The 23,717-nt window shown below is 63.8% G+C and carries 24 protein-coding genes; 12 read left to right on the top strand and 12 right to left on the bottom strand.

What is annotated here, in order from left to right; translation table 11 throughout:
* The first annotated feature begins 62 nt into the window (after positions 1-62).
* Complete coding sequence (gene ftsZ, locus WDM91_10100; protein MEI9994935.1) at positions 63-1,598, top strand: cell division protein FtsZ; 1,536 nt, start codon at positions 63-65, stop codon at positions 1,596-1,598.
* A 41-nt stretch (positions 1,599-1,639) separates the two neighbouring features.
* Here the strand turns inward: ftsZ and WDM91_10095 are convergent, their stop codons facing one another.
* The 3 genes from WDM91_10095 to WDM91_10085 form a co-directional block, all read right to left on the bottom strand.
* Positions 1,640-2,473, bottom strand: a complete 834-nt coding sequence (locus WDM91_10095; GenBank protein ID MEI9994934.1) for a hypothetical protein — start codon at positions 2,471-2,473, stop codon at positions 1,640-1,642.
* Positions 2,470-3,549 (bottom strand): hypothetical protein, encoded by a 1,080-nt coding sequence (locus WDM91_10090; GenBank protein MEI9994933.1) that lies wholly within the window; start codon positions 3,547-3,549, stop codon positions 2,470-2,472. Before WDM91_10090 ends, WDM91_10095 begins: the two co-directional genes overlap by 4 nt.
* Positions 3,550-3,648: 99 nt before the next feature.
* A complete protein-coding gene (locus WDM91_10085; GenBank protein ID MEI9994932.1) occupies positions 3,649-3,771 on the bottom strand; it encodes a hypothetical protein in 123 nt (40 codons plus the stop codon).
* 186 nt (positions 3,772-3,957) lie between these two features.
* Here WDM91_10085 and lpxC point away from each other — a divergent pair, with 186 nt between their 5' ends.
* From lpxC to ligA, 4 genes are all read left to right on the top strand, one after another.
* The gene (gene lpxC / locus WDM91_10080; GenBank protein ID MEI9994931.1) at positions 3,958-4,815 is read left to right on the top strand and encodes a UDP-3-O-acyl-N-acetylglucosamine deacetylase; all 858 of its coding nucleotides are present in this window, start codon (positions 3,958-3,960) and stop codon (positions 4,813-4,815) included.
* 134 nt (positions 4,816-4,949) lie between these two features.
* A complete protein-coding gene (locus tag WDM91_10075) occupies positions 4,950-5,816 on the top strand; it encodes an outer membrane protein assembly factor BamD (protein MEI9994930.1) in 867 nt (288 codons plus the stop codon).
* A gap of 10 nt (positions 5,817-5,826) precedes the next feature.
* On the top strand, positions 5,827-7,521 hold the full coding sequence (locus WDM91_10070) for a DNA repair protein RecN (protein MEI9994929.1): 1,695 nt from the start codon (positions 5,827-5,829) through the stop codon (positions 7,519-7,521).
* Positions 7,518-9,680: an NAD-dependent DNA ligase LigA gene (gene ligA / locus WDM91_10065; protein ID MEI9994928.1), complete on the top strand. Its 2,163-nt coding sequence runs from the start codon at positions 7,518-7,520 to the stop codon at positions 9,678-9,680. Before WDM91_10070 ends, ligA begins: the two co-directional genes overlap by 4 nt.
* A gap of 145 nt (positions 9,681-9,825) precedes the next feature.
* Here the strand turns inward: ligA and WDM91_10060 are convergent, their stop codons facing one another.
* Positions 9,826-10,836: an alpha/beta hydrolase-fold protein gene (locus tag WDM91_10060; protein ID MEI9994927.1), complete on the bottom strand. Its 1,011-nt coding sequence runs from the start codon at positions 10,834-10,836 to the stop codon at positions 9,826-9,828.
* Between the two features lie 272 nt (positions 10,837-11,108).
* On the opposite strand from WDM91_10060, the gene WDM91_10055 reads away from it, so the two are divergent.
* A complete protein-coding gene (locus WDM91_10055) occupies positions 11,109-12,629 on the top strand; it encodes a site-specific integrase (GenBank protein ID MEI9994926.1) in 1,521 nt (506 codons plus the stop codon).
* Between the two features lie 251 nt (positions 12,630-12,880).
* On the opposite strand, the gene WDM91_10050 is transcribed toward WDM91_10055, so the two are convergent.
* The 3 genes from WDM91_10050 to WDM91_10040 all read right to left on the bottom strand — a co-directional run bounded on the left by WDM91_10050 (position 12,881) and on the right by WDM91_10040 (position 16,371).
* Positions 12,881-14,302, bottom strand: a complete 1,422-nt coding sequence (locus WDM91_10050) for a UvrD-helicase domain-containing protein (GenBank protein ID MEI9994925.1) — start codon at positions 14,300-14,302, stop codon at positions 12,881-12,883.
* A complete protein-coding gene (locus WDM91_10045) occupies positions 14,295-16,004 on the bottom strand; it encodes an AAA family ATPase (GenBank protein MEI9994924.1) in 1,710 nt (569 codons plus the stop codon). The genes WDM91_10050 and WDM91_10045 overlap by 8 nt, the downstream gene beginning before the upstream one ends.
* Positions 16,005-16,173: 169 nt before the next feature.
* Positions 16,174-16,371 (bottom strand): hypothetical protein, encoded by a 198-nt coding sequence (locus WDM91_10040; protein MEI9994923.1) that lies wholly within the window; start codon positions 16,369-16,371, stop codon positions 16,174-16,176.
* 531 nt (positions 16,372-16,902) lie between these two features.
* Here WDM91_10040 and WDM91_10035 point away from each other — a divergent pair.
* The 3 genes from WDM91_10035 (at position 16,903) to WDM91_10025 (ending at position 18,513) form a co-directional block, all read left to right on the top strand.
* Complete coding sequence (locus tag WDM91_10035; GenBank protein MEI9994922.1) at positions 16,903-17,124, top strand: hypothetical protein; 222 nt, start codon at positions 16,903-16,905, stop codon at positions 17,122-17,124.
* A complete protein-coding gene (locus WDM91_10030) occupies positions 17,121-17,498 on the top strand; it encodes a hypothetical protein (protein ID MEI9994921.1) in 378 nt (125 codons plus the stop codon). Before WDM91_10035 ends, WDM91_10030 begins: the two co-directional genes overlap by 4 nt.
* A gap of 205 nt (positions 17,499-17,703) precedes the next feature.
* Positions 17,704-18,513 carry a hypothetical protein gene (locus tag WDM91_10025; GenBank protein MEI9994920.1) on the top strand — a complete coding sequence of 270 codons (810 nt, stop codon included), beginning with the start codon at positions 17,704-17,706 and terminating at the stop codon, positions 18,511-18,513.
* Position 18,514: 1 nt separating this feature from the next.
* Here the strand turns inward: WDM91_10025 and WDM91_10020 are convergent, their stop codons facing one another.
* Positions 18,515-18,913, bottom strand: a complete 399-nt coding sequence (locus WDM91_10020) for a hypothetical protein (GenBank protein ID MEI9994919.1) — start codon at positions 18,911-18,913, stop codon at positions 18,515-18,517.
* A gap of 6 nt (positions 18,914-18,919) precedes the next feature.
* Positions 18,920-19,102, bottom strand: a complete 183-nt coding sequence (locus tag WDM91_10015) for a hypothetical protein (GenBank protein MEI9994918.1) — start codon at positions 19,100-19,102, stop codon at positions 18,920-18,922.
* Between the two features lie 89 nt (positions 19,103-19,191).
* On the opposite strand from WDM91_10015, the gene WDM91_10010 reads away from it, so the two are divergent.
* Positions 19,192-19,908, top strand: a complete 717-nt coding sequence (locus tag WDM91_10010) for a tyrosine-type recombinase/integrase (GenBank protein MEI9994917.1) — start codon at positions 19,192-19,194, stop codon at positions 19,906-19,908.
* Between the two features lie 36 nt (positions 19,909-19,944).
* On the opposite strand, the gene WDM91_10005 is transcribed toward WDM91_10010, so the two are convergent.
* The 3 genes from WDM91_10005 to WDM91_09995 are packed head-to-tail and all read right to left on the bottom strand — an operon-like array spanning position 19,945 to position 21,476.
* Entirely contained in the window at positions 19,945-20,685 is a 741-nt protein-coding gene (locus tag WDM91_10005) for a hypothetical protein (protein MEI9994916.1), read from the bottom strand.
* Positions 20,686-20,695: 10 nt separating this feature from the next.
* A complete protein-coding gene (locus WDM91_10000; protein MEI9994915.1) occupies positions 20,696-21,178 on the bottom strand; it encodes a hypothetical protein in 483 nt (160 codons plus the stop codon).
* A gap of 16 nt (positions 21,179-21,194) precedes the next feature.
* Complete coding sequence (locus WDM91_09995) at positions 21,195-21,476, bottom strand: hypothetical protein (GenBank protein MEI9994914.1); 282 nt, start codon at positions 21,474-21,476, stop codon at positions 21,195-21,197.
* 118 nt (positions 21,477-21,594) lie between these two features.
* On the opposite strand from WDM91_09995, the gene WDM91_09990 reads away from it, so the two are divergent.
* Together WDM91_09990 and WDM91_09985 are read left to right on the top strand one after the other, a co-directional pair.
* On the top strand, positions 21,595-23,166 hold the full coding sequence (locus tag WDM91_09990; GenBank protein MEI9994913.1) for a TraM recognition domain-containing protein: 1,572 nt from the start codon (positions 21,595-21,597) through the stop codon (positions 23,164-23,166).
* Positions 23,163-23,711, top strand: coding sequence for a hypothetical protein (locus tag WDM91_09985; protein MEI9994912.1), 549 nt, complete (start codon positions 23,163-23,165; stop codon positions 23,709-23,711). The genes WDM91_09990 and WDM91_09985 overlap by 4 nt, the downstream gene beginning before the upstream one ends.
* Positions 23,712-23,717 lie beyond the last annotated feature (6 nt).

Here is a 23,717-nt window from a genome sequence, read left to right as displayed (position 1 = left end):
GCGAATCAGTTGGGCGACTGGGTGTGACGTGGTCATGACGAAAAACAGCCAAGGAGAGCGATATGGCGATCAACCTTAAGGCGCCCGAACTTACGGAATTGCGTCCGCGAATCACCGTGCTCGGCGTCGGCGGCGCCGGCGGCAATGCGGTCAACAACATGATCGCGTCCAAACTCGAAGGCGTCGAATTCCTCGTCGCCAACACCGACGCGCAGGCCCTGGCCCAGTCCCGGGCCGAACGGCGCATCCAGCTCGGCCACAAGACCACCGAAGGTCTCGGCGCCGGCGCCTCGCCCGATGTCGGCCGGGCCGGCGCGGAAGAGTCGATGGACGAGATCATGGAGCAGCTCGCCGGCTCCCACATGGTGTTCATCACCGCCGGCATGGGCGGCGGCACCGGCACCGGCGCGGCGCCGGTCATCGCCCGCGCGGTGCGCGAGATGGGCATCCTCTGCGTCGGCGTCGTGACCAAGCCCTTCGCCTTCGAGGGCGACAAGCGCATGCGCGCGGCCGAGCGCGGCATCACCGAGCTGCAGCAATACGTCCACACCCTGATCGTCATCCCGAACCAGAACCTGTTCCGGGTCGCCAACGACCGCACCACCTTCGCCCAGGCCTTCGCCATGGCCGACGAGGTGCTGCATGCCGGCGTGCGCGGCGTCACCGACCTGATCGTGATGCCCGGCCTGATCAATCTCGACTTCGCCGACATCAAGTCGGTCATCTCCGAGATGGGCAAGGCGATGATGGGCACCGGCGAGGCCGAGGGCGAGGATCGTGCCTCCAAGGCCGCCGACATGGCGATCTCCAACCCGTTGCTGGACGATGTGTCGATGAAGGGCGCCCGCGGCGTGCTCATCAATATCACCGGCGGTCCGGACCTCATGCTGTTCGAGGTCGAGCAGGCCGCGAACCGCATCCGCGCCGAGGTCGATCCCGACGCCAACATCATCTTCGGCAACACGATCCTCGACGACATGGAAGGCCGCATCCGCGTCTCCGTGGTCGCCACGGGAATCGATGCGGAACAGCTGCGCATGCCGGAAAAGGTCCAGCCGCTGCGTCCGCACATCAAGCCGGTCGCCCTGAAGCCTGAACCCGCCAAGCCGGAGCCCAGGATCGAGCCGCGTCCGGCCGTCGCGATGGGCGTGACCAATGCCGTTCATCGCCAGCACGAGGCGCTGGCCGACGAGCTCGGCGCCCAGCTGCCGGTCCGCCCGGTGTCGCCCGCCGAAGAGATGATCCTCGGCGGCGAGGAAGCGCCGGCGATCGAGGACGACATCCCGCCGATGCCGGCCGTCGCGGCCGTCCGCAGCGCGCCGATCCCGCGCATCGAGCCGATGCGTCCGCAGCCGATCGCGCCGGAACCGGAAAAGAAGCTGTTCGGACTTTTCGGCCGCAAGAAAAAGGACGAGCCGCGCATCGAGCCGCTGCAGCAGCGCCCGGCGCCGCGCGCGACGGCGCAGCCCATCGTGGCCCGCCAGCCGCAGCAGGACGCTCCGAAGGCCGCTCCGTCGCTCGCCGACGACCTGTTCCCGGACCACAAGCGCGACGAGCAGTTCGAAATCCCCGCCTTCCTGCGGCGGCAGTCGAACTGAAGGCTCCGGGCCGCGCCGGCCAGGATTCCGGCGCGGCTTCGTCAGGTGGCGGACGAAGGCTGCGCTTTTGGCGTGGGCTTCGTTGGCGGCAACAGGCGCAGGCGTAAGGTGACGGTACGCCGGCAATGCTCCTTTGCGGCTCGCGATGCTTGCGAACAAAATTCGGCGTTTCCGGATCGCGCGCCGTGCGGCTCGGCGGCCATCGTCACGAAGCGCTGGATGTCCTGTTCGTCGGACGGAGCCGTCGCCGAGCATTGCCTGACGATATTGTCCGCGCGTTCATAGGCAATGAGGGCATTGCAGATATAGCGATCGAAGCCATTCACCTCAATCTGCGATATCGCGTGCGGAGTGAGTGTGCTTTGCACTTTGTAGTAACCCTCCAGATCGGCTGCTGTGAAAGGGCTTTTTTTTCTGCTGCGGGCGCGGCCGGCCCGCGGCGCCGCAGTCATGGCGCAGTTTTCGAAGTTGGAATATTCGCCGCTGGTGTGGCCAACGACCTCCAAAAGGACCGAAGATCGATTTGCGCGCGCGATCTGCACCAGGTCCTTCAGGTCCGTGCATAGCGCGACGAGGCCCTTGTTGTCGGTCCCGATCGTCGTCTGTGCTGTCGCATATTGAATGTCCGGGTACTGCGCGTCGATCTGACAGTTCGGAACATTTACGGTGCTGGTTCTTTCCGGTGTGGGTCGCGCGAACGCGAGCATGCCGGGATCCCTGCCGCATCGGGCGGGAAACGTGGCAACCCCCAACGAGGCATGGATCACAGCGCCTCCAATCATGATCAGTCCCGCGCCGCCGAGCGCAACCAGCCCCATGAAGTTCGCGAGCAAATCCATATAGATGCGCCAGATATTCAGGGGCTGGCGAATCACGAGGTCGGCTCGTCGGCTGCGTTGCGCTTGCCGGCTCCATCGCTCTTGGCTTTTACCATGGACTTTTTTTCCTGAGTCGGCTTTTCGCGGCCCTTCCAGAATTCTGCCCTGATCGTGCGCAAGACCTTTGTCCGGATTTTCGACAAGGCTCTGATCTTCTCTTCCAGCGCTTCCGCCGATTCCGGTCCGGCGGAAAGATCGTCGCTGTCGAGCTCATTGCGAATCGCCTGTTCGAATTCGGCGCCGTTCTTGTGGATGATGGCAGCCAATTTCCGGTCGATCATGTCGGAGACTTCGGCATCCTCCGCGGCGATGGCGTCGAGCTGGACTTGCATGGTCGCGATGTTCTTCGCCATATGTTCGAAGTCTCTCGAGAGATCGGCTGGCGATTTCACCGGCATGCCGAATTTCGCGGTAAGTTGACGAGCCGCGACGGCCAGCATGATGCCGTTGAGGCTGGCGATCAGGCCCACTGCCAAGCTCGAACCGAAGACCACCGCGGACGTCACGATCATCACGCCGAGTTCGCTGGGGTCGTCGGCGCCGATCACGGCTTGCCGGATTGTATCGGTCGAGAGCGTGACCAACCCGAGGGCCAGTCCGACAAAAGTGAACGCAACGCCGACCAGCGTGAAGATGTCGCCCGGCGGTTCGTGAATTGCAGCAATGGCGCGCAGATCGCGCTTGCCTATCAGCGGCGTTTTGTTGGGATGAGGCCGCGTAGCGCAAAGATAGATTCCGAACTGACGCCAGAACCGCCACAAGACGCCGAAGGCCAAGGCCGTCACAATGACGGACAGCCCACCCCCTTCCCAGAATATGGCACCTGCCGCATTCCAGAAGTCGCGCCACTCATAAGACGCGAAGATCGTATGTTCGAGCTGCCGCGTGCGCCAGAACCAGATAACGGCTACCAGAGCCGAGCAGATAAGAAACGGCCGGAGGAAATAAATTCGATGAACTGACAGGATATGCCTGTCATCCAGTAAGTATTCCTCGCTTAAATAGTGCTGCTTTTCTGTATCTGCACGATTACTTGATTTCCCTGCGTCATTTTCGAGATCTGAATACCCCATGTCCCCCAACAATACTGCCCATTGAGAGAGTATTTACCATCAGCCCAGACCGCTGTCCATAAGTTGAACCGTCCGCGGAATACAACCCGGCTTGGGTAGCTATACGACGATATCCAGGTGCCGCCCGGGCCGCACGGGCTCGCAGCGTTCCAAATCGGACGCCTCGGCTTCCAGCTGCTCCGCTGTGCGCTGCATCAGGTCGATATAGTTGAGCAGCGTCATCTCCGCCGCGCGACGGCGGAACCGCTCCGCGATCGCGCGGAGCTCTCCAGCCTTCGATATATCCAGCCTCGCCATGGAATTACAACGTGCGACGATCGCACGGCGTTCCGTTTAAGCTCTTGTTCAGCATGGCTTTGCCGGCTCGCCGCGGATTTCATTCGCGCCGAAAGGCTCTATATTGCGCCCATGACAACCCGTAGGACGCTCGCGCGCGAAATCCGGACTGAAGGCGTGGCACTTCATGCCGGCGGTCTCATGCATATGACCCTGTCGCCGGCCGCTTCGGGCTTTGGCATCGTGTTTCGCCGCAGCGACAAGGGCGGCGCCGAAATCCCCGCGCACTACGATGCCGTGACCGAGACCAATCTGGGCACGGTGATCGCCCGTGGCGACGTCAAGATCGGCGTGATCGAGCATCTGATGGCGGCCGTCGCGGGCGCCGGCATCGACGACCTGCTGGTGACGCTCGACGGCGCCGAGCCGCCGATCCTCGACGGCGACGCGCTCAGCTACCTGAATCTGCTGGATGCGGCCGGGACGAAGGAGCAGCCGGGTGTCCGGCGCGCCATCAAGGTGACGCGGCCGGTCGAGGTCACGATCAAGGACGCGCATATCCGGCTGAGCCCGGCCGAGACGCCGGAATATTCCTACGAACTCGACTATTCCAACACCAAGGCGATCGGCCGGCAGGTGTTCCGCACGGAGTTGTCGCGCGCCGCCTTCGCCCGCGACATCGCTCCGGCCCGCACCTTCGGGTTCATGCATGAGCTCGAATATCTCAACAAGATGGGTCTGGGCCGCGGCGCATCTCTGGAGAACACGCTGGCGATCCAGGGCGACGAGGTCCTCAACAAGGACCTGATGCGCTTCCCCGACGAATTCGTCCGCCACAAGATCCTGGACGCCATCGGCGACATGGCGCTGGCCGGCGGTCCGCTGATCGCCCGGTTCGAAGGGGTCAAGTCCGGCCACAGCACCAACAATGCCGTCCTGCGGGCCTTGTTCGCCGATCCGGCCAATTATGTGACGGTGGATTTAGGCTAAAGGCCGGCAAGCCATGCTATAAGCCGCCGTCGCGGGTCTTAACTTTGGCCCGGATTGGGCTGGACCGCGCCTTGCCGCGAATGGCATAAGAGCTTGGTCCCACACGAAAAACGAGCGGACGGGTAAGCTTTTCGATGGCGCTTCGAGTTCTCAAACCTGCCCGCAATGTGGGTCTGGCCCTGCTGCTTGCCGTGGCGGGCGCCGGCCTGTCCGGCTGCGACACGCTCAACAGCCTCACCGGCCGGGGCGCCGATGCGGACAAGCCGCCGGAATATGTCGAGCGCCCGGTCGACCAGATCTACAACGACGCCTGGAAGAAAATCCGGCAGGAAGACTGGGTCGGGGCCGGCAAGCAGTTCGACGAGGTCGAGCGCCAGCATCCCTATTCGATCTGGGCCCGCCGCGCGATGCTGATGTCGGCCTATTGCTACTACAAGGCCAACCACTACACCGAAGCCATTTCAAGCGCCGATTCCTACATCCAGCTCCATCCGGGCAGCAAGGAAGTGGCTTACGCCTTCTACCTCAAGGCGATCTCGCTCTATGAGCAGATTGTCGACGTCGGCCGCGACCAGTCCAACACCGAAGACGCGCTGACCGCGCTGCAGGACGTCGTGCAGCGCTTTCCCGACACCGAATATGCCCGCGACGCGACCCTGAAGATCGACCTGACGCTCGATCATCTGGCCGGCAAGGAGATGGCGGTCGGCCGCTACTACCTGCGTTCGCAGGATTATATCGGTGCCATCAACCGCTTCCGCGTCGTGGTGGAGCAGTATCAGAAGACGTCGCAGATCGCCGAGGCGCTGGAACGCCTGACCGAGGCCTATTACGCGCTCGGACTCTATAATGAGGCGAAATCGGCGGCGGCGGTGCTGGGCGCCAACTATCCCGGCAGCCCGTGGTACCAGGACGCCTACAAGCTCCTGACCGAACACGGCATGCAGCCGGAGATGGACGAAGGCTCCTGGCTGAGCAAGACTTTCGGGCGGATTCTCTAAGGCTGAGCCGATGCTCGCGACGCTCACTGTCCGGGACATCGTTCTGATCGAAAGCGCGGCGCTGGAATTCGCGCCGGGCCTCAATGTGCTCACGGGCGAGACCGGCGCGGGCAAGTCGATCCTGCTCGACGCGTTGGGCTTGGCGGCCGGCGGGCGCGGCGGCGGACGGGCGGCGGTGCGTCCCGGCGCAACCCAGGGCTCAGCGACCGCAGTGTTCGAACCGCTCAAATCCAATGGCGCCTTCGCGCTGCTGGCCGAACAGGCCATTCCCGCCGAGAGCGAAATTGTTCTGCGCCGGACCTTGGGGCAGGACGGCCGCACCCGCGCCTTCGTGAACGACGAGCCCGTCGGCGTGGCGCTGCTGCGCGATATCGGTGGCGCGCTGCTGGAGGTCCATGGCCAGGCCGACGATCGCGGCCTGTTCGACGTGGCGACGCATCGCGGCCTGCTCGACACCTTTGCCGGCCATGACGTGCTGCTGCGCGAGACGGCGCTGGCTTTCGCCGGGTTCGATGGCGCGCGCAAGGCGCTTGCCGATCTCAAGGCCGAGGCGGCCGCGGCGGCGGCCGATGCCGATTTCGTGCGCCATGCCGCCGAGGAGCTCACCGAGCTGGGCGCGGAAGAGGGCGAAGAGCCGCGTCTGGCCTCCGAGCGCGCGCTGCTGATGAATGCGACCCGCATTGCAGAGGATGTGAACGCCGCGGCCGACCTGCTGGCCGGCGACCGCGGCGCCGCCAATTCCATCTCCGGCGCCCTGAAGCGTCTGTCGCGGATGAACGAGGAGGCGCGCAAGGCCGCCGCCTCGGCCGAGCAAGCGCTGGACCAGGCCTACAACGCCATCGAGGAAGCCCGGCGTGAGCTCGAGATCCTGCAGGCCCGTCTCGACATCGAACCCGGCCAGCTCGAGACGGTCGAGGATCGCATCCACGATCTGCGCGCCGCTGCCCGCAAATACGGCGTACAGCCCGATGCGCTGCCGAAGCTGGCGGCGGATTTCCGCTTCAAGCGCGACACGCTGAGCGGCAGCGGCACCCAGATCAAGACCGCCGAGGCCGCGCTGGCCGCGGCACGCACGGCCTATCTGGCGGCGGCGCGCAGGCTGTCCAAGTCGCGGGCCGAGGCGGCGCGGCGGCTGGAGGCCGCCGTCGCGGCCGAGCTGGCGCCGCTCAAGCTCGGCCATGCGAAGTTTCGCGTCGCCCTCGAAGCGCTCGACGAGGATGCCGGCACGGCCGGCGGTCTGGAGCGCGTCGCGCTGGAAGTCGCGACGGTGGACGGCGCGGCCTTCGGCTCGCTGGCCAAGATCGCGTCGGGCGGCGAGCTGGCGCGCTTCTCGCTGGCGCTGAAAGTGGCGCTGGCCGAGGCGACGCCGCCGGCGGCGCTGGTGTTCGACGAAGTGGATCGCGGGGTCGGCGGTGCGGTGGCCGATGCGGTGGGCGAGCGGCTGCAGCGCCTGGCGCAGACCACGCAGGTCCTGCTGGTGACGCACGCGCCGCAGGTCGCGGCGCGGGCCGAACGGCATTTCCGCATCATCCGCTCCGGCGACAAGACCAAGGTCGTGCTGCTTGACGACGAAGCGCGGCTGGAAGAAGTGGCGCGGATGCTGTCCGGCGCCGTGGTGACGGAGGAGGCGCGCGCGGCGGCGCGGCGCCTGCTGGCCGAAGCGCGCACGCCCGCGTTGGCGCCGAAGAAGCGCAAGCGGGCATGAGCAGGAAAGGCGTCGACAAGCTGACCTCGGCCGAGGCGGCCAAGGAGCTCGACCGGCTGGCAGTCGAGATCGCCGAGCATGACCGGCGTTATCACGCCGAAGATGCGCCGACGATCAGCGATGCCGACTACGACGCGCTGCGCCGGCGCAACACGGAAATAGAGGCGCGCTTTCCCTTGCTGGTCCGCGCCGACAGCCCGTCGCATCGCGTTGGCGCCGCGGTGTCGGCGAAGTTCGCCAAGGTCGTGCATGCCAGGCCGATGCTGTCGCTCGACAACGCGTTCAGCGACGAAGACGTGCAGGAGTTCGCGGTGCGGGTGCGGCGCTTCCTGGGCATGAAGGAGGACGATCCGCTGGTCTTCACGGCGGAGCCGAAGATCGACGGCCTGTCGGCCACGTTGCGCTACGAGAACGGCGTTTTCGTGCAGGGCGCGACGCGCGGCGACGGCACGGAAGGCGAGGACATCACCGCCAACCTCAAGACCGTCAAGGACATCCCGCTGCGCCTCCACGGCAAGGCGCCCAAGGTGCTGGAGGTGCGCGGCGAGGTCTATATGAGCCATCGCGAATTCGCGGCGCTCAACAAGCGGCAGGAGGAGGACGGCAAGCCGACCTACGCCAATCCGCGCAACTCCGCCGCCGGCTCGGTGCGCCAGCTCGACCCGGCGATCACCGCGTCGCGCAACCTGCATTTCTTCGCCTATACCTGGGGCGAGGCGAGCGCGCTGCCGGCCGACACGCAATGGGGCATGCTGAAGGCGTTCGAGGCCTTCGGCTTCCACGTCAATCCGCTGATCAAGCGGGTCGACAGCGTCGAAGGCGTGCTGAAGTTCTACGAGGACATCGGGCACAAGCGCGCCGCGCTCGGCTACGACATCGACGGCGTGGTCTACAAGGTCGACAGCCTGGCCCTGCAGGATCGCCTCGGCTTCGTCTCGCGCTCGCCGCGCTGGGCCATCGCCCACAAATTCGCCGCCGAGCAGGCCGAGACCGTGCTCGAAGACATCGACATCCAGGTCGGGCGCACCGGCAAGCTGGCGCCGGTCGCCAAGCTGAGGCCCGTCACGGTCGGCGGCGTGGTGGTGCAGAACGCCACCCTGCACAACGAAGACGAGATCGCGCGGCTCGATGCGCGGATCGGCGACACGGTAATCATCCAGCGCGCCGGCGACGTGATCCCGCAGGTGGTGCGGGTGGTCGAGGAGAAGCGCAAGCGCAGCGCCAAGCCTTACCAGTTTCCCCACAAATGCCCGGCCTGCGGCAGCCATGCGGTGCGCGAGGTCGACGAGAAGACCGGCAAGGAAGACGTCGACCGGCGCTGCACCGGCGGGCTGATCTGCCCCGCCCAGGCCGTCGAGCGGCTGCGCCACTTCGTGTCGCGCCAGGCCTTCGACATCGAAGGCTTCGGCGGCGTCTATATCGAGACGCTGTTCGAGAAGGGGCTGCTGAAGGAGCCGGCCGACGTCTTCCGGCTGGCGAAGAAGCCCGACGTGCTGAATCGTGCCCTGGCCGAGCGTCGCGCCGAACTGTCGGCGGAGCGCCGTGCCAAGGACGGCAAGGACGAGGTCAAGAAGAGCAAGAAGGAGGCGGATGCCGAGGACAGCAAGCTGGTGGAGAACCTCGTCGCGGCGATCGAGGCGCGGCGCAGCATCGCCTTCGACCGCTTCGTCAACGCGCTCGGCATCCGCCATGTCGGCGAGACCAATGCGCGCCTCATCGCGCGCAACTATCCGACCATCGAGGCCTTCATCGCGGCGATGGAGGGCGAGAACGCCCAGGCCGAGCTGATGGAGATCGACGGCGTCGGCGATGTGCTGGCCGAAGCGATCAAGGATTTCTTCGACGAGCCGCACAACAGGAAGCTGGTCGATCACCTGTTGAAAGAGGTCGAAGTCGTGCCGCTGGCGGCGCGCAAGATCGACGGCTCACCGGTCGCCGGCAAGACGGTGGTGTTCACCGGCAGCCTGGAGAAGATGACGCGGCAGGAGGCGAAGGCACGGGCGGAGTCGCTGGGCGCCAAGGTCTCGGGCTCGGTCTCGGCGAAGACCGACCTGGTGGTCGCCGGACCGGGCGCGGGCTCGAAGCTGAAAGAGGCCGAGAGGCACGCCGTTCAGGTGATCGACGAGGATACGTGGCTGAAGATGATCGAGGGGTTGTAACTCCGCTGTCATCCCCGGCCGAACGCCGCGCAGGGGCGTGAGGGGAAGGGGACCCAGGCGCCCACCACCGTCACCGTATTTGCTGCCTGGGTCCCCTTCCCTTCGCGATGCTGACGCATCGCTCAGCCGGGGATGACAAGCGATGCTATGTCGCCAACGCCTTCGCCAATATCGGCAGGCTCACATCCATCCGGTAGTCCACCGAGGAGTGATTGTCGGGAAACTCTTCGTAGGTGTGCGCCACGCCCATCGCGTCCAGCCGCTTGTGCATCCGACGCGCGCCATAGACGAGGTTGTACTGATCGACGTCGCCGCAATCGATGTAGAGCGCCTTGAGCTTCTTCAGGCCCGGGCCATGCTGCTCGACCAGCGTCAGCGGATCCCATTTGAGCCAGTTGGCCCAGCGTTCCGGAATGACTTCGCAGGTGTCGTGCGTGACGGGCAGGCGCAGGCCGTAACGCGCCGCCGGATCGGGGTCGAAGCTCGCGGCCTGGGCGAGGATCATGAGGATGTGGACGTCGCTGTCCCTGGTCTTCTTCGCCTCCCAGAATTTGTCGACCCAGGCGCCCGTGTCGAAGCCGAGCTTGGTCAGTTCGCGCAGCACCGGCACGAATTCGTGGCCGTAGAGCAGCTGGAAACCCATGTCGCCGGAATGGACCGCGGCGGCGCTCCAGAAATCGGGATGGAGCAGGGCATGCACCATCGCGCCATAGCCGCCGCTCGACTTGCCGAACAGGCCGCGCCGGCCGTTGCCGCCGCAGCCGAATTCACTTTCGACGAACGGCGCGGCTTCCTGCAGCAGGAAATCGTCCCAGCGGCCCATGGCGATGGAGTTCACATACTGGTTGCCGCCCAGCTTGGTGAAGCAGTCCGGAAAGGCGACGACGCAGGGCGGCATGGCGCCCGCCGCGATCAGGCGGTCGAGGCGCTCGGGAAGGTTCTCGCCGAAATTCTTCCAGTTGACATGGACCGGTCCGCCGGCAGTGAAGCCGACGACGTCGACCAGGAGCGGCAGGCCCCGACCGTCATGGCCGTGCGGGACGTAGACGTCGATCTCGCGCCGGGTGGGGTCGCCCAGCATGTTGGCCTTGAGGACTGTGCTGTCGAGCGTCAGGCGATGGATGGCGCCGGCAGGTGTTCTTTGATCTCTTCGCATCTCATCCTCGAAAACTCCGCTGTCATCCCCGGCGAGCGAAGCGAGGGAAGGGGACCCAGGCGGCAAATACCGTCACGGTGTTTACCGCCTGGGTCCCCTTCCCCTCGCGATGCTAACGCATCGCTCGGCCGGGGATGACAATAAATAGCTAAATAACTAGAAGTAAACAACTATTTCTGGTATAAAATAGCTACACAAACCCGACACAGCACGGCTTATCAAGTACTTACAGCGGGAAACCTGCACGGAATCTGCACAGGGATGGAGGCGTCATGGCGTTCATGATGGACACGGAGGAGGTGAAGCGCGGCGTCGTAATCTTCCGGCGCGCCGATGTCGGTCACGACAACTGGTACTGCCGGATGCGGCTGCCGAAGCAGGACCGCTACAAGACGGTCTCCCTCAAGACGCCTTACATCGAAGACGCGCGCCGCATGGCGGGAGAGCAGGAAATCGAGCTGCGCGTCGCCATCAAGCACGACATGCCGCTGTTCAACCGGCCCTTCCGCCAGATCGCCAAGGACTTCCTGGCCGAGGAGGAGCTGCGGGCCAAGGCCGGACAGATCACCTATGAGCGCGTGAAGCGTATGCGCTCGGTCATCGAAAGCAAGCTCAACGCCTATGTCGGCTCCATTCAGATCAACCTCATCGGCTCCGACCGCTGGGAGAACTACCCCAACTGGCGGCGCGCCTATGGCGAAGGCCGCATGGCGCGCCCCGGCTTCACCCGGGAGCGCACCGATGACGAGGTCGAGCGGTCCAGGAAGCTGGCCGACGCCGCCGACGCGGCGCGCGAGAAGGCGCGCCGCGCCAAGATCGACCGGCGCAAGTTTCCCAAGGTCAATGCAACCGCCAAGGGCAAGGACCAGCCCTGGATCATCGTCAGCGACGCCACCATCGGGTTCGAGATGTCGATCTTCGGCGCAGTCATGGCCTATGCGCAGCGCAAGCGTTATGTGTCCGCCGAAAAGCGCTTCGAAGGCAGGCTGAACCTCAAGAAGCTCAGGCGCGACGAGTTCACGCTGGAGGAATATCGCCGCCTGCATACCAAGGCGCGCAAGTGGATCACGGAGGCCTCCGACGCGCGCTCAGCTTGGTATCGCGAGATCGCCTATAATTTCATGCTGATCATGTGCAACACCGGAATGCGGCCGCCCGAGGCACGCAATCTACGCTGGCGGGATATCACCGCCGCCAGGGACCGTGAAGGGCGTGATCTCGTGGTGCTGTTCGTGACCGGTAAAGGCAAGTCGCGCAAGCTGGTCGCGCCGGCCAGTGTCCATGGCTATCTCGAACGCGTCCGCAAGCTGAGCAAGGCTGTCGGCCCTGCCGATCCGGTGTTCTCGACGCTCAGTGGCAAGTCAGACAAATCGCTCTACAAGCACCTCATCGACGCAATGCTCGAATACGCCGAGCTGCGCGACGGCCCGCAGGGCATTCCGCGCTCGACCTATTGCTTCCGCCATACCTACGCCACGCTTCGCCTGAGCGAAGGTGTCGATGTGTATTTCCTGGCCGAGCAGATGGGCACTTCGGTCAAGATGATCGAGGAGCACTACGGCCACGTGAACACGATCAAGCACGCCGACCGCGTGCTGCAGGGCATCGGCAGCTGGGACCCGGTCGATCCGGCGCAGGATGCCGATGGCAATGCGGAAGCCGATGCCGGCAAGAAAACGAAACCCGCAAAGAAAGCGCGCAGCAGGAAAAGCAGCCGCAAGGATGCCGATGCCAAAGCGGCCCGTGCGCTGGCGATCCGCCGTAGGCCGACGCCGCCACGAACTCACGCCTGATCTTCGTTACCCTTTCGGGGCCTGCACGACGCCGGGAAAACAAGCAGCGAGCTTCGCTGCGCCGGCAGTTGGCGGCTCCGCGCCATGACGGCGCGCCGCTGGCGAACTTAGCCGTCCTGGCGCCAAGACGGCGGGCGGAGAAAGGCGCGTCGAGCCTCGACGCGGCCCGCCTGCCGGCGTCTTCCGCAGCGCCCGCCCATCGGCCGCCGGCCACTGGGATGGGCGGAAGCGAGGGCTTTTCTTCTCTCAACCTATCTCGGTTGAAGAATAGGATTCGAAGAGCAGACGACAAGCGCTTTCGAGCTGCGCGTCATTGCCACGTACAAGTTGTGCGCATCGAGAGCATCCGCGTTCAGGATGACTGCGACTTCGGCTTCGAGCCCTTTAAGCAGCAGCGTACTGCCGACAGCACGGCGCGGAAGCGAACGGCCGAGTGCGCGGTTCTGCTCCCGGACGCGAATGGCTGCCTCGTAGAGGGCGTTCGGCTCACCCTCCTTGCAGGATCGCAGAGTGCGCAAGCAAGCCTGCAGCACGCCCGGGCGATGGGCTCGTACGCCGCCTTGGCGACCAATCTCCGCTAGAAGTGCACCAGCCGAGGTATGCGAGGGACTTGTTGTGAAGTCGAGCGCGGCCTGCTCCGCCTCGCTGGCCGCTTTGCGCGCAGTTCCGCGTCTAAGAGAATCCACGCGTCGGATCATTTCTGCGGCGCCGACGTTCGTCATGACGCTTTGCGCGAAGTCGATAACGTGATTGACCGCGTCCGGCTGTGAGAGGTCGAATTTCTCGGCAAAGGTTACGAGGTCGCGAAGATCGACACTTTCAACCGTCACAGCGCCAGGCGTTTGGCTGGCGAACTCGCGTTGACCGGCTGGGTTTATTGCATCGCCAATAATCAGAACGCTGCCTCCCTCATCCGGCGCGCGCGTCGCGGCAGCCTTAAGCTGACGTTTGCGGTTTTCCGTACCATCGAGATGAACCCACGTCACATTGCTCGGCGCGGTACGCAAATCGATTGCCTCCCGCGCTAAGAGTTTTTTTCTCACGTTGAGCAGCCACTGACCGAAAGACTCTGTTCCGGCGTTCTTCCATCGCCAGGGCGTGGTCAGCTCTCCGACCAGCGGGAAATGCGCACAGACGTCCGTTGCCCAATCAACGAGACGGCCTTGAAATCCAAAAATTCCCTGCATCGGGTCGCCCAATAGGCAGCTCGGCAGAGTCGCTGCGGTGCAATAGACGATGCCATGCTGATGAAGGGAGCAGTCCTGATACTCATCAACGAGGAGTCGAGAATAGCTGGCATGAATGACGTCGCGGATATGCCCAGATTTGAGCAAGCCGAACGCGGCATTGCGAATGTTCGGATAGTCCGTCTTGGGGTTCGCAAGCGTCAAACAGTTCGGCGCGGCGCCGCTGCGCGCCGGGAATGTCGAAACTAATCGCATCGCCCAGCCATCAATGGTGGAAAGGCGGTAAGATCGCGGATTGACATTCGCGCCTTCCAAACGCCCGCGTAGCGCTGCCACGCCCGCATTGGTATGAGTCAACACTAAGATTGGCTTGGCAACGGACGCGCGCATCAGAGCCTGGGCGATTAGATGCGTCTTACCGCACCCAGCCGGCGCGGAAATAGTACCTCTCTCAATGGCCAGGAGATCAAACTCAGGGTCAGCCATTTTCCAGCCACATGAACATATCGTAGAGAAACTTCGAGAAGCCTTGGTCGGAAGCGGTTTCGAGCGCCGGCCCAACGATGTCGCAAGCAGCCGATTCCATCCATGTGACCGATTTGAACCAACCAGCTTTTTTGGAACACGACGCCCTGGCCAAGGTGGAACGTGCATTGTCATTCAACCCAACACGGTACGCCGCCAAGGCCGCAGCTCCGCCCGATGCGGATTTGATATGGTCGTCCACTAGGGATTCGCCATGGACTTCAATGGCGCGATTCAGCAGCAAAGCCACGGCCTGCAAGCTCAAGCTAGCAAACAGTTCATCTTCAAGGCAGCGCGGAATGCGCCAACACTGGAGCTTCCCTCCAGCGTGAGTCAGTAGACTTTCCTCTTCCGGCTTAGGCAGCACGTCGCTGTCGCGAAGCAACATAACGCGATAACCGAGCGCAAGAAATGCAAGTGCCCGCGGATAGACCTTGGTGATGCCGTTTCCGTCCACAAGCGCGACTCCCATGGCGCCGAGCGATTGGTAGCCTCTGCTTATGCGAAACAAATCCAAGCCTCGCAGAAGTCCCACCTCGCTGGCTCCTTCGCAAACTACAACGGTTGATGCCAAGAAAGCCTCGGGATAGAGACGCACGGTGCTTTGAATGTCATCGCTCGTTCCGACAGGAAGAACGACATGCGTATCCGCAGTCCGCCGGATGACAAAGAGCTGGTCGCCGGTGAGCTCCCGAACCGCAACGGGGGAGTGGGTGGTGACGAACGCCTGAAGCGGGGGCGCCTTCTCCTTCGCACCCAGCGAGCTGAGGAGCCGCATGATTCGGTGCGGCTCCAACCCATGCTCAAGTTCATCGACAAGAACGATGGTTGCTTGCTTGGACGCCTTGCGCTGCAGCGCAGCCGTCAGCAGCCGTACTGAGCCCAGGCCGAGGCCGCGCAAAGGCACACCTTGCTCGTCATGGAGGGAAATCGTGCCTCCGCTGAACGAGACGGAATGTGTGTCAAGCAGTGCCTTCAGTGCCTTGCCGAAGGGGATACCAAGCTCTTTTGCTGTCTTCGCGACTATGTCGAGTGTTTCGCCCAACTGTTCTTCGGCCTGATCGCCGAAAGCCGCGCGGGCATCTCTTGCTGCCTTGACCAAGGCTGCCGACGCGTCGGGCCGCTCTTCCGAAAGAAGATTCAGCACCGAGCCACGCCGCCAGCTCAGATTGTTGTCCGCAAATGCCCCGATGCGGGTCGGAGCTAGCCGAACGCGATCCGCCCAACTCAAATTTCTCGTGACGCCCTGCGCGGCAGCGCGTTCGGACCTCAGCGTCCATACTGGCTCAAGATCGGTTGATACGGAGAGGTTGATTGTCAGAACAGTCTCGCCGTCTTTCTCAGGTTCATCCTCGATTGCGCCATTCCTGTCATCGAAGCTGCGAAGGTATAGCCCGTATCCATCGAGCTCCTTGAGGCCTTCCTCAAGCTCTCCAATTGTAACCGAGATCGAGATCGGCGCTGAAATGTCGAGCGCATGAAAGTCAGCATCCGTGAACTGCACGTTCCGGCGCGCGCCGAGGCAAAGATCGATGGCGTCAAGCACGGTAGTTTTGCCGCTATCGCCCGGACCGATCAAGCAGTTGATACCGGCAGACGGAAGCCACCGAAGAGATTTGATCCCTCGGAAATGGTGTATTTCAACGACGCGAACCCGGGCCATTTCATCTCCCCTTCCGGCCTTAGTGATAGCAGTATTTGTAGTTGTCACCACCTCCCAATTCTCGTTCTAGGTGGCGCTCAAGGGCCACCCTTTACCGCATCGATGAGTTCAGCCAGCGCCGCGATCAGCTGAGCGACAGCAGCAAGCAGCAGCGTGAATTTCGCGAGCTTCATTGGCGCCTCCATTGAGAGGCGCTGTTTTTGGCCAGTCGTCCGGCGCGGCGGAGCCGTTCGCGAGCAGCGAAGGTTGCGCGTTGTCCATTCGGGCCTTGCGCGAGATCGAGCAATTCTGCCGTCACCGCGCAGGCGAAGGCCAGCACGCCCAGCCATTTGCAGGTCCTTAGTTCGATTTTCGTCAGTGGTTCCATAAGTCCTCCTTCGTTTCCGGCTCGCGACCATCGCGGCCATGCGAAGAGGAATTGCGCCGCAGGGGGCAGCCGCATCGCTTGCGACCGCAATGTAAGTGGAGGAGTGCTTGCACTTGCCGGCCCCGGCCGACGAAGGCGCTACCGATCGAGCCAGGCCCTGCGATGGCGACCGAATACGCGAGGACGCCAGAACCGTTGTGAATCGAACCCCGTGCCTGCCTGCTGGCGTGTTCCCATGTGCCGCAAGCCGATAGCTGCGTTGCAGCCCGTTCGGTTGGGCGAACGCCAACGGCTCCTCCCGGCGCCATACGTGAACATCGCTGCTTCTTATTAGTGAGCGTTTTGGCGCGGGCCCGCCGCCGATCAACCTAGCTCGCTTCCTCCCCCGTCTTCACTGCGCTTCGCCGAGTCCGTGCAGCTCCGCTCCCTTCGGGCACGGCGTGAGGTGTGACCGCCGGCTCGAATGGCCCGCTCCCTTGGCTCCCCATGAAGCCGCGGAATGGTCCGTGGCGGAATTGGAAGGAGACCATCATGGCTAAATCTGCAAACCAACCGAAGCTGCCGGGCCGAAAGCCCACGCATCGGCTCTACCGAGTCATCGGGGAAGGCGACGCAGCAAGCTGGACTCCCATCGGGGCCGCTTGGGTTCACAAGGATGGCCTGGGCTTCTCGCTCGCCTGCGATGCCGTGCCGCTGCAAGGCCGCATCGTCATGCGCATCATCCGCGAAGGTACCGAGGGAGGTCAGCAATGACCTCCCGCTCCTCTCGCAAGCCGCTGCGCAAAGCTGCCAAGCGCAATTCCGTCAAACCAGCCGCCAAGCCGAGGAAGCGCGGCGTCACAAAGGGAAAGCTGCTATGGACCGACGTCTCGCTCGAAATCTCCTACGAGCGAAACTGGATGGGAATGAAGGACGGCATCGCTCACCTTGAGATCCGGGTATTGAGCCCGAAGGGAGCTGTCATTCCCCTCACCGATACCGGCTACCGCTCGCACTTTATCAGCGACGTGTATGTCGATAGCGCCGGTGGCCCGGTCGCCTACGTCCGCGCGTGGCTTGCAGCCGAAGCCGCAACGGCCTCATGGAAGAAGCGAGATTTTGCCTCGCGTCAGCTGAGCCTGTTCTGACGGAGACGGGGCGGCTTCGGCCGCCCCTCTTTCGCGCGGTTGGTTCTCTTTTCGAGAAATCAGCCGCTTGCGCGAAAGTTAACGACTTCTTAATTGCCGTTTGCGATAATTTGAGTAGAGCGGAGTTGTTATCGCATTTCAGCCTACAGATTTATCGCGTCAGTCTGCATCGAGTGCGAACAGCAACGATGCGCTGTCCGCCGATATGCTTGGCGATCTTGACGCAGCCCAGCGCGCTCTTTCCGCGCAGCTCGACGAACTTCGCAGCGCTGATACGCAGCATCTTCATGCCGACACGCTGGCGCTTGGTGGCGCTAAGCTTCTCCAACTGAGCCGTTTGCGAGACCAATTGGTCTCAAGCGCGAAGGACGTGACCGTCCTTCGCGCGGCCCTGGCGTCCGCCGTAGCGGACGCTCACGCTTATACGTCAGCGGCGCGTACCGCGACGACGGCTGTCCAGGGCGCGACCACCGAACAGACGGCGAGCATGACGTTGACTGCCGCCAGCGAGGCGGCGCGCAACGCCACGACCGGCTTCATGGACGACTACTACAAGCGTCGCATCTTCGATTCCTACCTGACCTTCGCGTCGGCGCAGGATGAAGAAGAATACCGACATCGCGAGGCTGAGCGGCAGCAAGCTATCGAGAGGGCCAGGGCGGAGAATTCCCCGGAAGGAAACCTTCGTGCCGTCCAGCTCTCCATCGACCAGTTGCACGACGCTGGGGCGCACGGAGCGACGAGGAGCCCGGCGTACAAGAAATGGGAGGACGATCTGTACGCCAAACGGGACAGCCTCCAAGGCGCCATCGCCGGGCGGACAGAGGAAAAGACGGCGCGGGCAGCGTCAACGGCCGTCGATGCGGCCAAGCCGGTGGCTGTCGTTTCGCCCGAGCTACTCGCGGGCATCCGTGCGAACGGGATCACGCTCGCCGATCAGGACGGCACCGGCCCTGGCGTCGCCGCACGCGACACTTCGGCAAGCGGTCGGGCGGCCGCGCTACCGCCCCGATAGCTTACATCAGTCCCACCGCCTTGCAGGTCGCGGCCGTGCTTAAATAGTACGACCGGTCGCGCATCATCCGGGGCAGCTCGGAGTCCTGGGCGAATTCCAGGTCGCGGGCGATTTGCCCATCCGCCAGGCCGAGCTTGGCGCCGATCTTGTACGCAAGGTCGAAGGATCGCCGCGCTTTCGTCCGGTACTCGTCGGCCTTGGCGGCGTCACCCGCGTCATGGTGATCGTCACTGGCGAGACCGTTGGCGACGGCGCATTTGAGCGTCGCGTCGTAAGCCAGCCTGTTGGCGTGGGCGGCAGCATCGTCGGTTCTGCCGGCCGTTGCTGGAGCGCTAAGACCGAATCCGGCCAGCAGCGCGGCGGCCAGGAGCCGCCGCGCCTTCGAGGGAGTCGCGTGCATACTCGGCTACCGACGGCCCTTGAACACGAAATGCAGGATCGTCCCGCTGACGACGCCTCCGGCGCTCTGCTTGACGATGTCGCCCAGGAGCTTCTTGAAATTCTCGGCCGTGTGATCGTCGTGGTGGTGACTGGTCGTCACTGTATAGGTCTGGCCGTTGCTGTGCTTTGCTTCGTAGACATTTGCCATGTCGCGGTCCTCACCCAAGTCAAAAGCGAGGAATTTTTAACACTACGGGGAATTCCGTTGCGCAAAGCGCGGCTTTCTTCCAGGTGTGGATGCATGATCTCTTGCAGGAACATCGGCGCGGAAGGCGCCCGCGAAAATCTGTACTTCGTGAGGCCCGGCGCGCCTTTCCGCCCGGACCCGTCTTGCAACACTATTCCCCGAAATGGTGCATTCCTCCGGCGGGGCGCTTCATGCCCGCGCTCTTAGAGCTTTACGACGCGCATGGCGGACGCAAATATCTTTGCGCCAGGGAGCTATCGCGGTTCCTCGCGGCGGCGGCGCAGTCCGATGAATCGACGCGGTTGCTGTGCTCCCTGATCGCCTATTCGGGATGCCGCGTCAGTGAAGCGCTGGCATTGACCGCAGACCGGCTCGACGCCGATACCGGCCGTGTCGTTTTTCGCTCGCTCAAACGGCGAAAGCTCGCATTTCGCGCCGTTCCCATTCCGCGCGAGCTCTTGCTCGCGCTCAAGGCGCACACGGCCGCAACGCAAGGCGACGGCCGTGTGTGGCCGTGGTGCCGCCAAACCGCCTGGCGCCGCATCAAGAAAGTGATGGACGCTGCCGGCGTCACCGGGTCCCAGGCCATGCCGAAGGGGCTACGCCACGGCTTCGGCGTCGCCAATGCCGAGGAGAACGTGCCGATGGCGACCACGCAGCGCTGGCTCGGCCATGCGAAGCTGGAGACCACCGCCATCTACCAGCAGGCGGTCGGGCGCGAAGAGACCGCGTTCGCGCGTCGCCTTTGGCGAAAGTGGGATAGCTGAGGACGGACGTCGCTCCGATACGCGGCGACCACTACTCTAGCTGGCCAGCGCGACCAATGCCGGCCGCTCCCCTTCCGGCTCCGACTGCACCGGCACAAATCCGCTCAGCACGGTGTAGAAATTTCTGGATTGCAGGCCCAGCGTCCGCATGTGCGCGAGCGTGTTCTGCGTCATCTGCGCCAATGTCGGGTCGGTGGAGAGCAGCCCCTGCAGACTCTCGCCGGGATATTTCGCGTGAAGCTCATAGATGTACTGGGTGAGGTTCAGGAGCATACGGGTACGCCGATCCTGGTCCTGCTCGCCCTCGTAGATCAGCAGCTGGGAATCGACATCGCCGATGCGCGTCACCAGCTCATGCCGCCGATTGGCTGCCTGCGTGGCATCGGCTTCGCGCTCGGAGGTCCGGCGCATGGTCTCAAGCCCCTGCGCCTGTGCTTGCTCGCGGCTGCGCTGCAGGGCGTCCGCCCGGCGGAATTCCGAGGTCAGCTTTTGCGCCATGTACCAGCGCGCGAAATAGTGGGCCGGAATGAACATGAACGGCGCGGTGATCAGGCAGACGAACTTCTCGAATCCGTAGCCGGATTCGATCCCGCCCCTGTCCCACCATGACTGCGCGACGCCGATCAGGCCGCTCGCCTGCGGCAAGGCGGCGAGTGCGGCCTGTTCCGCCGCCGAAATGCTGTGCCACCAGTAGACGACCCAGGCGACCATGAGCAGCAGCCCGACACCGTTTCGAATCCGCTTGATGGCCTGGTGGACCTCTTCGATGTCGATCACGTGTGCCTCCTCAAATTGCTAGGGCGTTTACACAGCGCCCGTCCAGAATCAGGTTGCTTCCGTCGAGAAGAAAGACGATCTCCGTCATTTGCCGGTAGATTTGCCGGGCGTCGCTGCGGATGCGGCGTAGCTCCGTGTCCACCTCGTTGAGCCGCCACCGGTATTCCGAGCGCGCCAGCGGATCGTCCTGGCGCAGCATCTCGCGCGAGACCGCGCCCTGCTGGTCGAGGTATCGCGTCGCCTGCTCGGCATAGAGCTGCAGCACTTCGCTGAAGCCGCTCCGGACGGCCGAGACACGCTTGTCGATCAGCGCGTCGATCAGGCCCTTCATGACCTCGGCCCTCGCCTCGAACAACCCGCGCTCATGCGCCAGCCGCGCCGTCGATTCGTGGAGCTGGTGGCGGCTGGTCGCGACATCGCGGCTTTGGGTCGCCAGGTGCGCCGCCGTCGAGAGCATCCCGAGGATGATTTGCGAGTGTGCCGGGGTGATCATCGGGTCGTTTCCTTTCCTACCGGTCGATATCAAGGCCGCGTTCATGGCGGTCGCGCGCGTTCGGCTCGCGCGGGGTCCACATCTCTTCAAAGGATGGGCGGCGGTCGCCGAGCGATCCGAGTTGGTCGGCGGGCGGCCCCCGGTCCATTTCAACGACCGGCGCGGCGCTGACGGCCCGGCCGAACCAGCCCTCTTCGACAAGTTTCTGCCGAATGTCCTGAAGTGCCTGGCGGAATTCGCCGAATAGGAATTCCGCGAGGCCGGTCGGCCCCGACGGGTTTTTCGTCTCGCTGCTCATCTGTCCCTCGCTGCGGACCGCAGTCGCGAATATTACGAACGGCACGGAACTTTAGTTCCCGCCGTGAATTCAATATTTCATCGAATCTGTATTTCGATGACTTATCCGGGGACTTGAAATGACCTTTGTCAGCGATCTGGACGCGCCGCTCCTGCAGCTGTCGGCGAAGGATAAATTTACGATTCGCGACGCCTGTCAGGGCGTGCATGTCTTCGGCGGCATCGGCTCCGGCAAGACCTCCGGTTCGGGGAAAGCGCTCGCCGCGGCATTTTTGCGCGCCGGCATGGGCGGGCTGGTCCTTTGCGCCAAGCCGGAGGAGGTCGAGCAATGGTGCCGCTACGCCGCCGAGAACGGCAGGGCCGAATCGGCCATGCTCTTTGGCCAGCGCGGCGGGGGACGCTTCAACTTCATCGCCTATGAGCTGGCCCGCCAGGGGCCGGCGGGCATCGGCAGCGTCGTCGAATGCCTGATGCGCATTCTTGAAGCCGCGCGGCTATCGCATCCCAGCGCCGGCCAGGGCCAGCAGTTCTGGGACGACGCCATGCGCCAGTTGCTGCGCAACACGATCCCGCCGCTCTATGCCGCCACCGGCACCGTGCGCATGGGCGACATTACCCGCTTCATCGCCTCCGCCCCGATGAGTCTCGAGCAGGCGCATAGCCCCGCATGGCAGGGCTCATCCTTCATGTTCGCCACCATGCTGGCGGCCGAGAAGAACCCTGTCGTGCGCCTGAGCCGGCAGGACTTGGACAAGATCGGCAGCTACTGGCACGACGAGTTCGCCCAGCTCGACCCGAAGACCCGCAGCAATATCGCCATCTCGGTCTCCACCGCGCTCGACCGCTTCACACGCGGCCGGCTTCATACAGCTTTCTGCACCGATACGACGCTCGTGCCCGAGCTGACCTTTCACGGCGCGGTCATCATCATGGATATGTCGGCGCTGACCTGGAACGAGGACGGCATTATCGGCCAGCAGCTATTCAAGTACATGTGGCAGCGCGCCGTGCTGTCGCGCAACGCGCTGGAGCCGAAGCATCGCGAGCGGCCCGTATTCCTGTGGGCGGATGAGAGCCAGTATTTCGTCAATTCGTTCGACACCGACTTTCAATCGACCTGCCGGGGCAGCCGGGCCTGCACGGTCTACCTCACGCAGTCGCTGCCGACCTACTACGCCAAAATCGGCGGCGAGCAGGCTAAGCACAAGGCCGACATGCTGCTCGCCAACTTCGTGACCAAGATCTTCCATAACAATGCCGACCCGGAAACCAACCGCTGGGCCGCCGACACCATCGGGCGCGTCATCCAGCGCCGCGCCAATTACAGCGAGGGCAGCTCGACCGGCCGTTCCTACGGCATGAACGAGGGTGAGAACATGAGCTGGGGCACGAATTCCAGCGCCGGGTCGTCCCGTGACAGCCACGGCGGCTACTCGACCAGCTCAAGCATCGGCAGCAACGCAGGCGGCGGCGAGAGCACCGGCCGCAACCGTGGCCTCAATCGCGGCCAGAGCGTCAGCGGCGGCTTCAGCGAGACCATGGACTACGAGCTGGAGCCCGGCGCGTTCTCGCGCGTGCTCAGGACCGGCGGGCCCGCGAACGGCAACAACGTGACGGCGGTGTGGTTTCAGGCGGGCAAGTCCTTTCAGGACAGCCGCCGCAATTATCTTTTCACGAGATTCGTCCAATGAAGCGCCCCGGACCCGTCGTCTACCTCTTCGGAAATCCGCTGAGCGTTCTCGCGCTCGCAATCCTGACCGCATATCTCATCTATGTCTGGTGGGCCATGCAGGGCTCGGGAACGCTTGCCTTCGTCGCGCTCCTGACCGCTTCCTACGCCTTCAAGGCCAGCGATCAGCTCACGAAGTTCAGTCGGTGGAAACGCGAGTGGCAGGCGATGGAGGGCAGTGCGCCGGGCGCGTCGCTCCGTCGCTTTGTTCCGTCGTGGCGCGTCCTTGGAGGCGTCGTGGGCCTGGGCGGCGGAGGCTTTCTGTTACTTGCTGCTCCCAAAACGCCGGACGGCAATATCGCCAGTGGCGTTGTTGTATTGGCGGTTTTGATTGGCATCGTGGGGATACTCTTTCGCCGGTCGTGCCAGGGTCGTCCGCGACGCGGGGAGGCGGCTAGCCGCGACGTAGTTGTGACCGTGTGCGTGGTGATGCCGCGCCAAAAGTCGGCGCTGGCATATGCTTATGCTGCCCTGCCAGAATACTGTGCGGCGTTAATAAATTGGTGAAGCGAT

The organism is Rhizomicrobium sp. (assembly GCA_037200385.1).
In the GTDB taxonomy this organism is placed as follows: domain Bacteria; phylum Pseudomonadota; class Alphaproteobacteria; order Micropepsales; family Micropepsaceae; genus Rhizomicrobium.
This window is presented reverse-complemented; position numbering and strand designations above follow the sequence as displayed.

What these genes read in the sequence shown, in the direction of transcription:
- ftsZ (MEI9994935.1), top strand. Translation starts at nt 63, where the DNA reads ATGGCGATCAACCTTAAGGCGCCCGAACTTACGGAATTGCGTCCGCGA.
- WDM91_10090 (MEI9994933.1), bottom strand. Translation starts at nt 3,549, where the DNA reads ATGGGGTATTCAGATCTCGAAAATGACGCAGGGAAATCAAGTAATCGT.
- WDM91_10085 (MEI9994932.1), bottom strand. Translation starts at nt 3,771, where the DNA reads ATGACGCTGCTCAACTATATCGACCTGATGCAGCGCACAGCGGAGCAG.
- lpxC (MEI9994931.1), top strand. Translation starts at nt 3,958, where the DNA reads ATGACAACCCGTAGGACGCTCGCGCGCGAAATCCGGACTGAAGGCGTG.
- WDM91_10075 (MEI9994930.1), top strand. Translation starts at nt 4,950, where the DNA reads ATGGCGCTTCGAGTTCTCAAACCTGCCCGCAATGTGGGTCTGGCCCTG.
- WDM91_10070 (MEI9994929.1), top strand. Translation starts at nt 5,827, where the DNA reads ATGCTCGCGACGCTCACTGTCCGGGACATCGTTCTGATCGAAAGCGCG.
- ligA (MEI9994928.1), top strand. Translation starts at nt 7,518, where the DNA reads ATGAGCAGGAAAGGCGTCGACAAGCTGACCTCGGCCGAGGCGGCCAAG.
- WDM91_10060 (MEI9994927.1), bottom strand. Translation starts at nt 10,836, where the DNA reads ATGCGAAGAGATCAAAGAACACCTGCCGGCGCCATCCATCGCCTGACG.
- WDM91_10055 (MEI9994926.1), top strand. Translation starts at nt 11,109, where the DNA reads ATGGCGTTCATGATGGACACGGAGGAGGTGAAGCGCGGCGTCGTAATC.
- WDM91_10050 (MEI9994925.1), bottom strand. Translation starts at nt 14,302, where the DNA reads ATGGCTGACCCTGAGTTTGATCTCCTGGCCATTGAGAGAGGTACTATT.
- WDM91_10045 (MEI9994924.1), bottom strand. Translation starts at nt 16,004, where the DNA reads ATGGCCCGGGTTCGCGTCGTTGAAATACACCATTTCCGAGGGATCAAA.
- WDM91_10040 (MEI9994923.1), bottom strand. Translation starts at nt 16,371, where the DNA reads ATGGAACCACTGACGAAAATCGAACTAAGGACCTGCAAATGGCTGGGC.
- WDM91_10035 (MEI9994922.1), top strand. Translation starts at nt 16,903, where the DNA reads ATGGCTAAATCTGCAAACCAACCGAAGCTGCCGGGCCGAAAGCCCACG.
- WDM91_10030 (MEI9994921.1), top strand. Translation starts at nt 17,121, where the DNA reads ATGACCTCCCGCTCCTCTCGCAAGCCGCTGCGCAAAGCTGCCAAGCGC.
- WDM91_10025 (MEI9994920.1), top strand. Translation starts at nt 17,704, where the DNA reads ATGCTTGGCGATCTTGACGCAGCCCAGCGCGCTCTTTCCGCGCAGCTC.
- WDM91_10020 (MEI9994919.1), bottom strand. Translation starts at nt 18,913, where the DNA reads ATGCACGCGACTCCCTCGAAGGCGCGGCGGCTCCTGGCCGCCGCGCTG.
- WDM91_10015 (MEI9994918.1), bottom strand. Translation starts at nt 19,102, where the DNA reads ATGGCAAATGTCTACGAAGCAAAGCACAGCAACGGCCAGACCTATACA.
- WDM91_10010 (MEI9994917.1), top strand. Translation starts at nt 19,192, where the DNA reads ATGCATGATCTCTTGCAGGAACATCGGCGCGGAAGGCGCCCGCGAAAA.
- WDM91_10000 (MEI9994915.1), bottom strand. Translation starts at nt 21,178, where the DNA reads ATGATCACCCCGGCACACTCGCAAATCATCCTCGGGATGCTCTCGACG.
- WDM91_09995 (MEI9994914.1), bottom strand. Translation starts at nt 21,476, where the DNA reads ATGAGCAGCGAGACGAAAAACCCGTCGGGGCCGACCGGCCTCGCGGAA.
- WDM91_09990 (MEI9994913.1), top strand. Translation starts at nt 21,595, where the DNA reads ATGACCTTTGTCAGCGATCTGGACGCGCCGCTCCTGCAGCTGTCGGCG.
- WDM91_09985 (MEI9994912.1), top strand. Translation starts at nt 23,163, where the DNA reads ATGAAGCGCCCCGGACCCGTCGTCTACCTCTTCGGAAATCCGCTGAGC.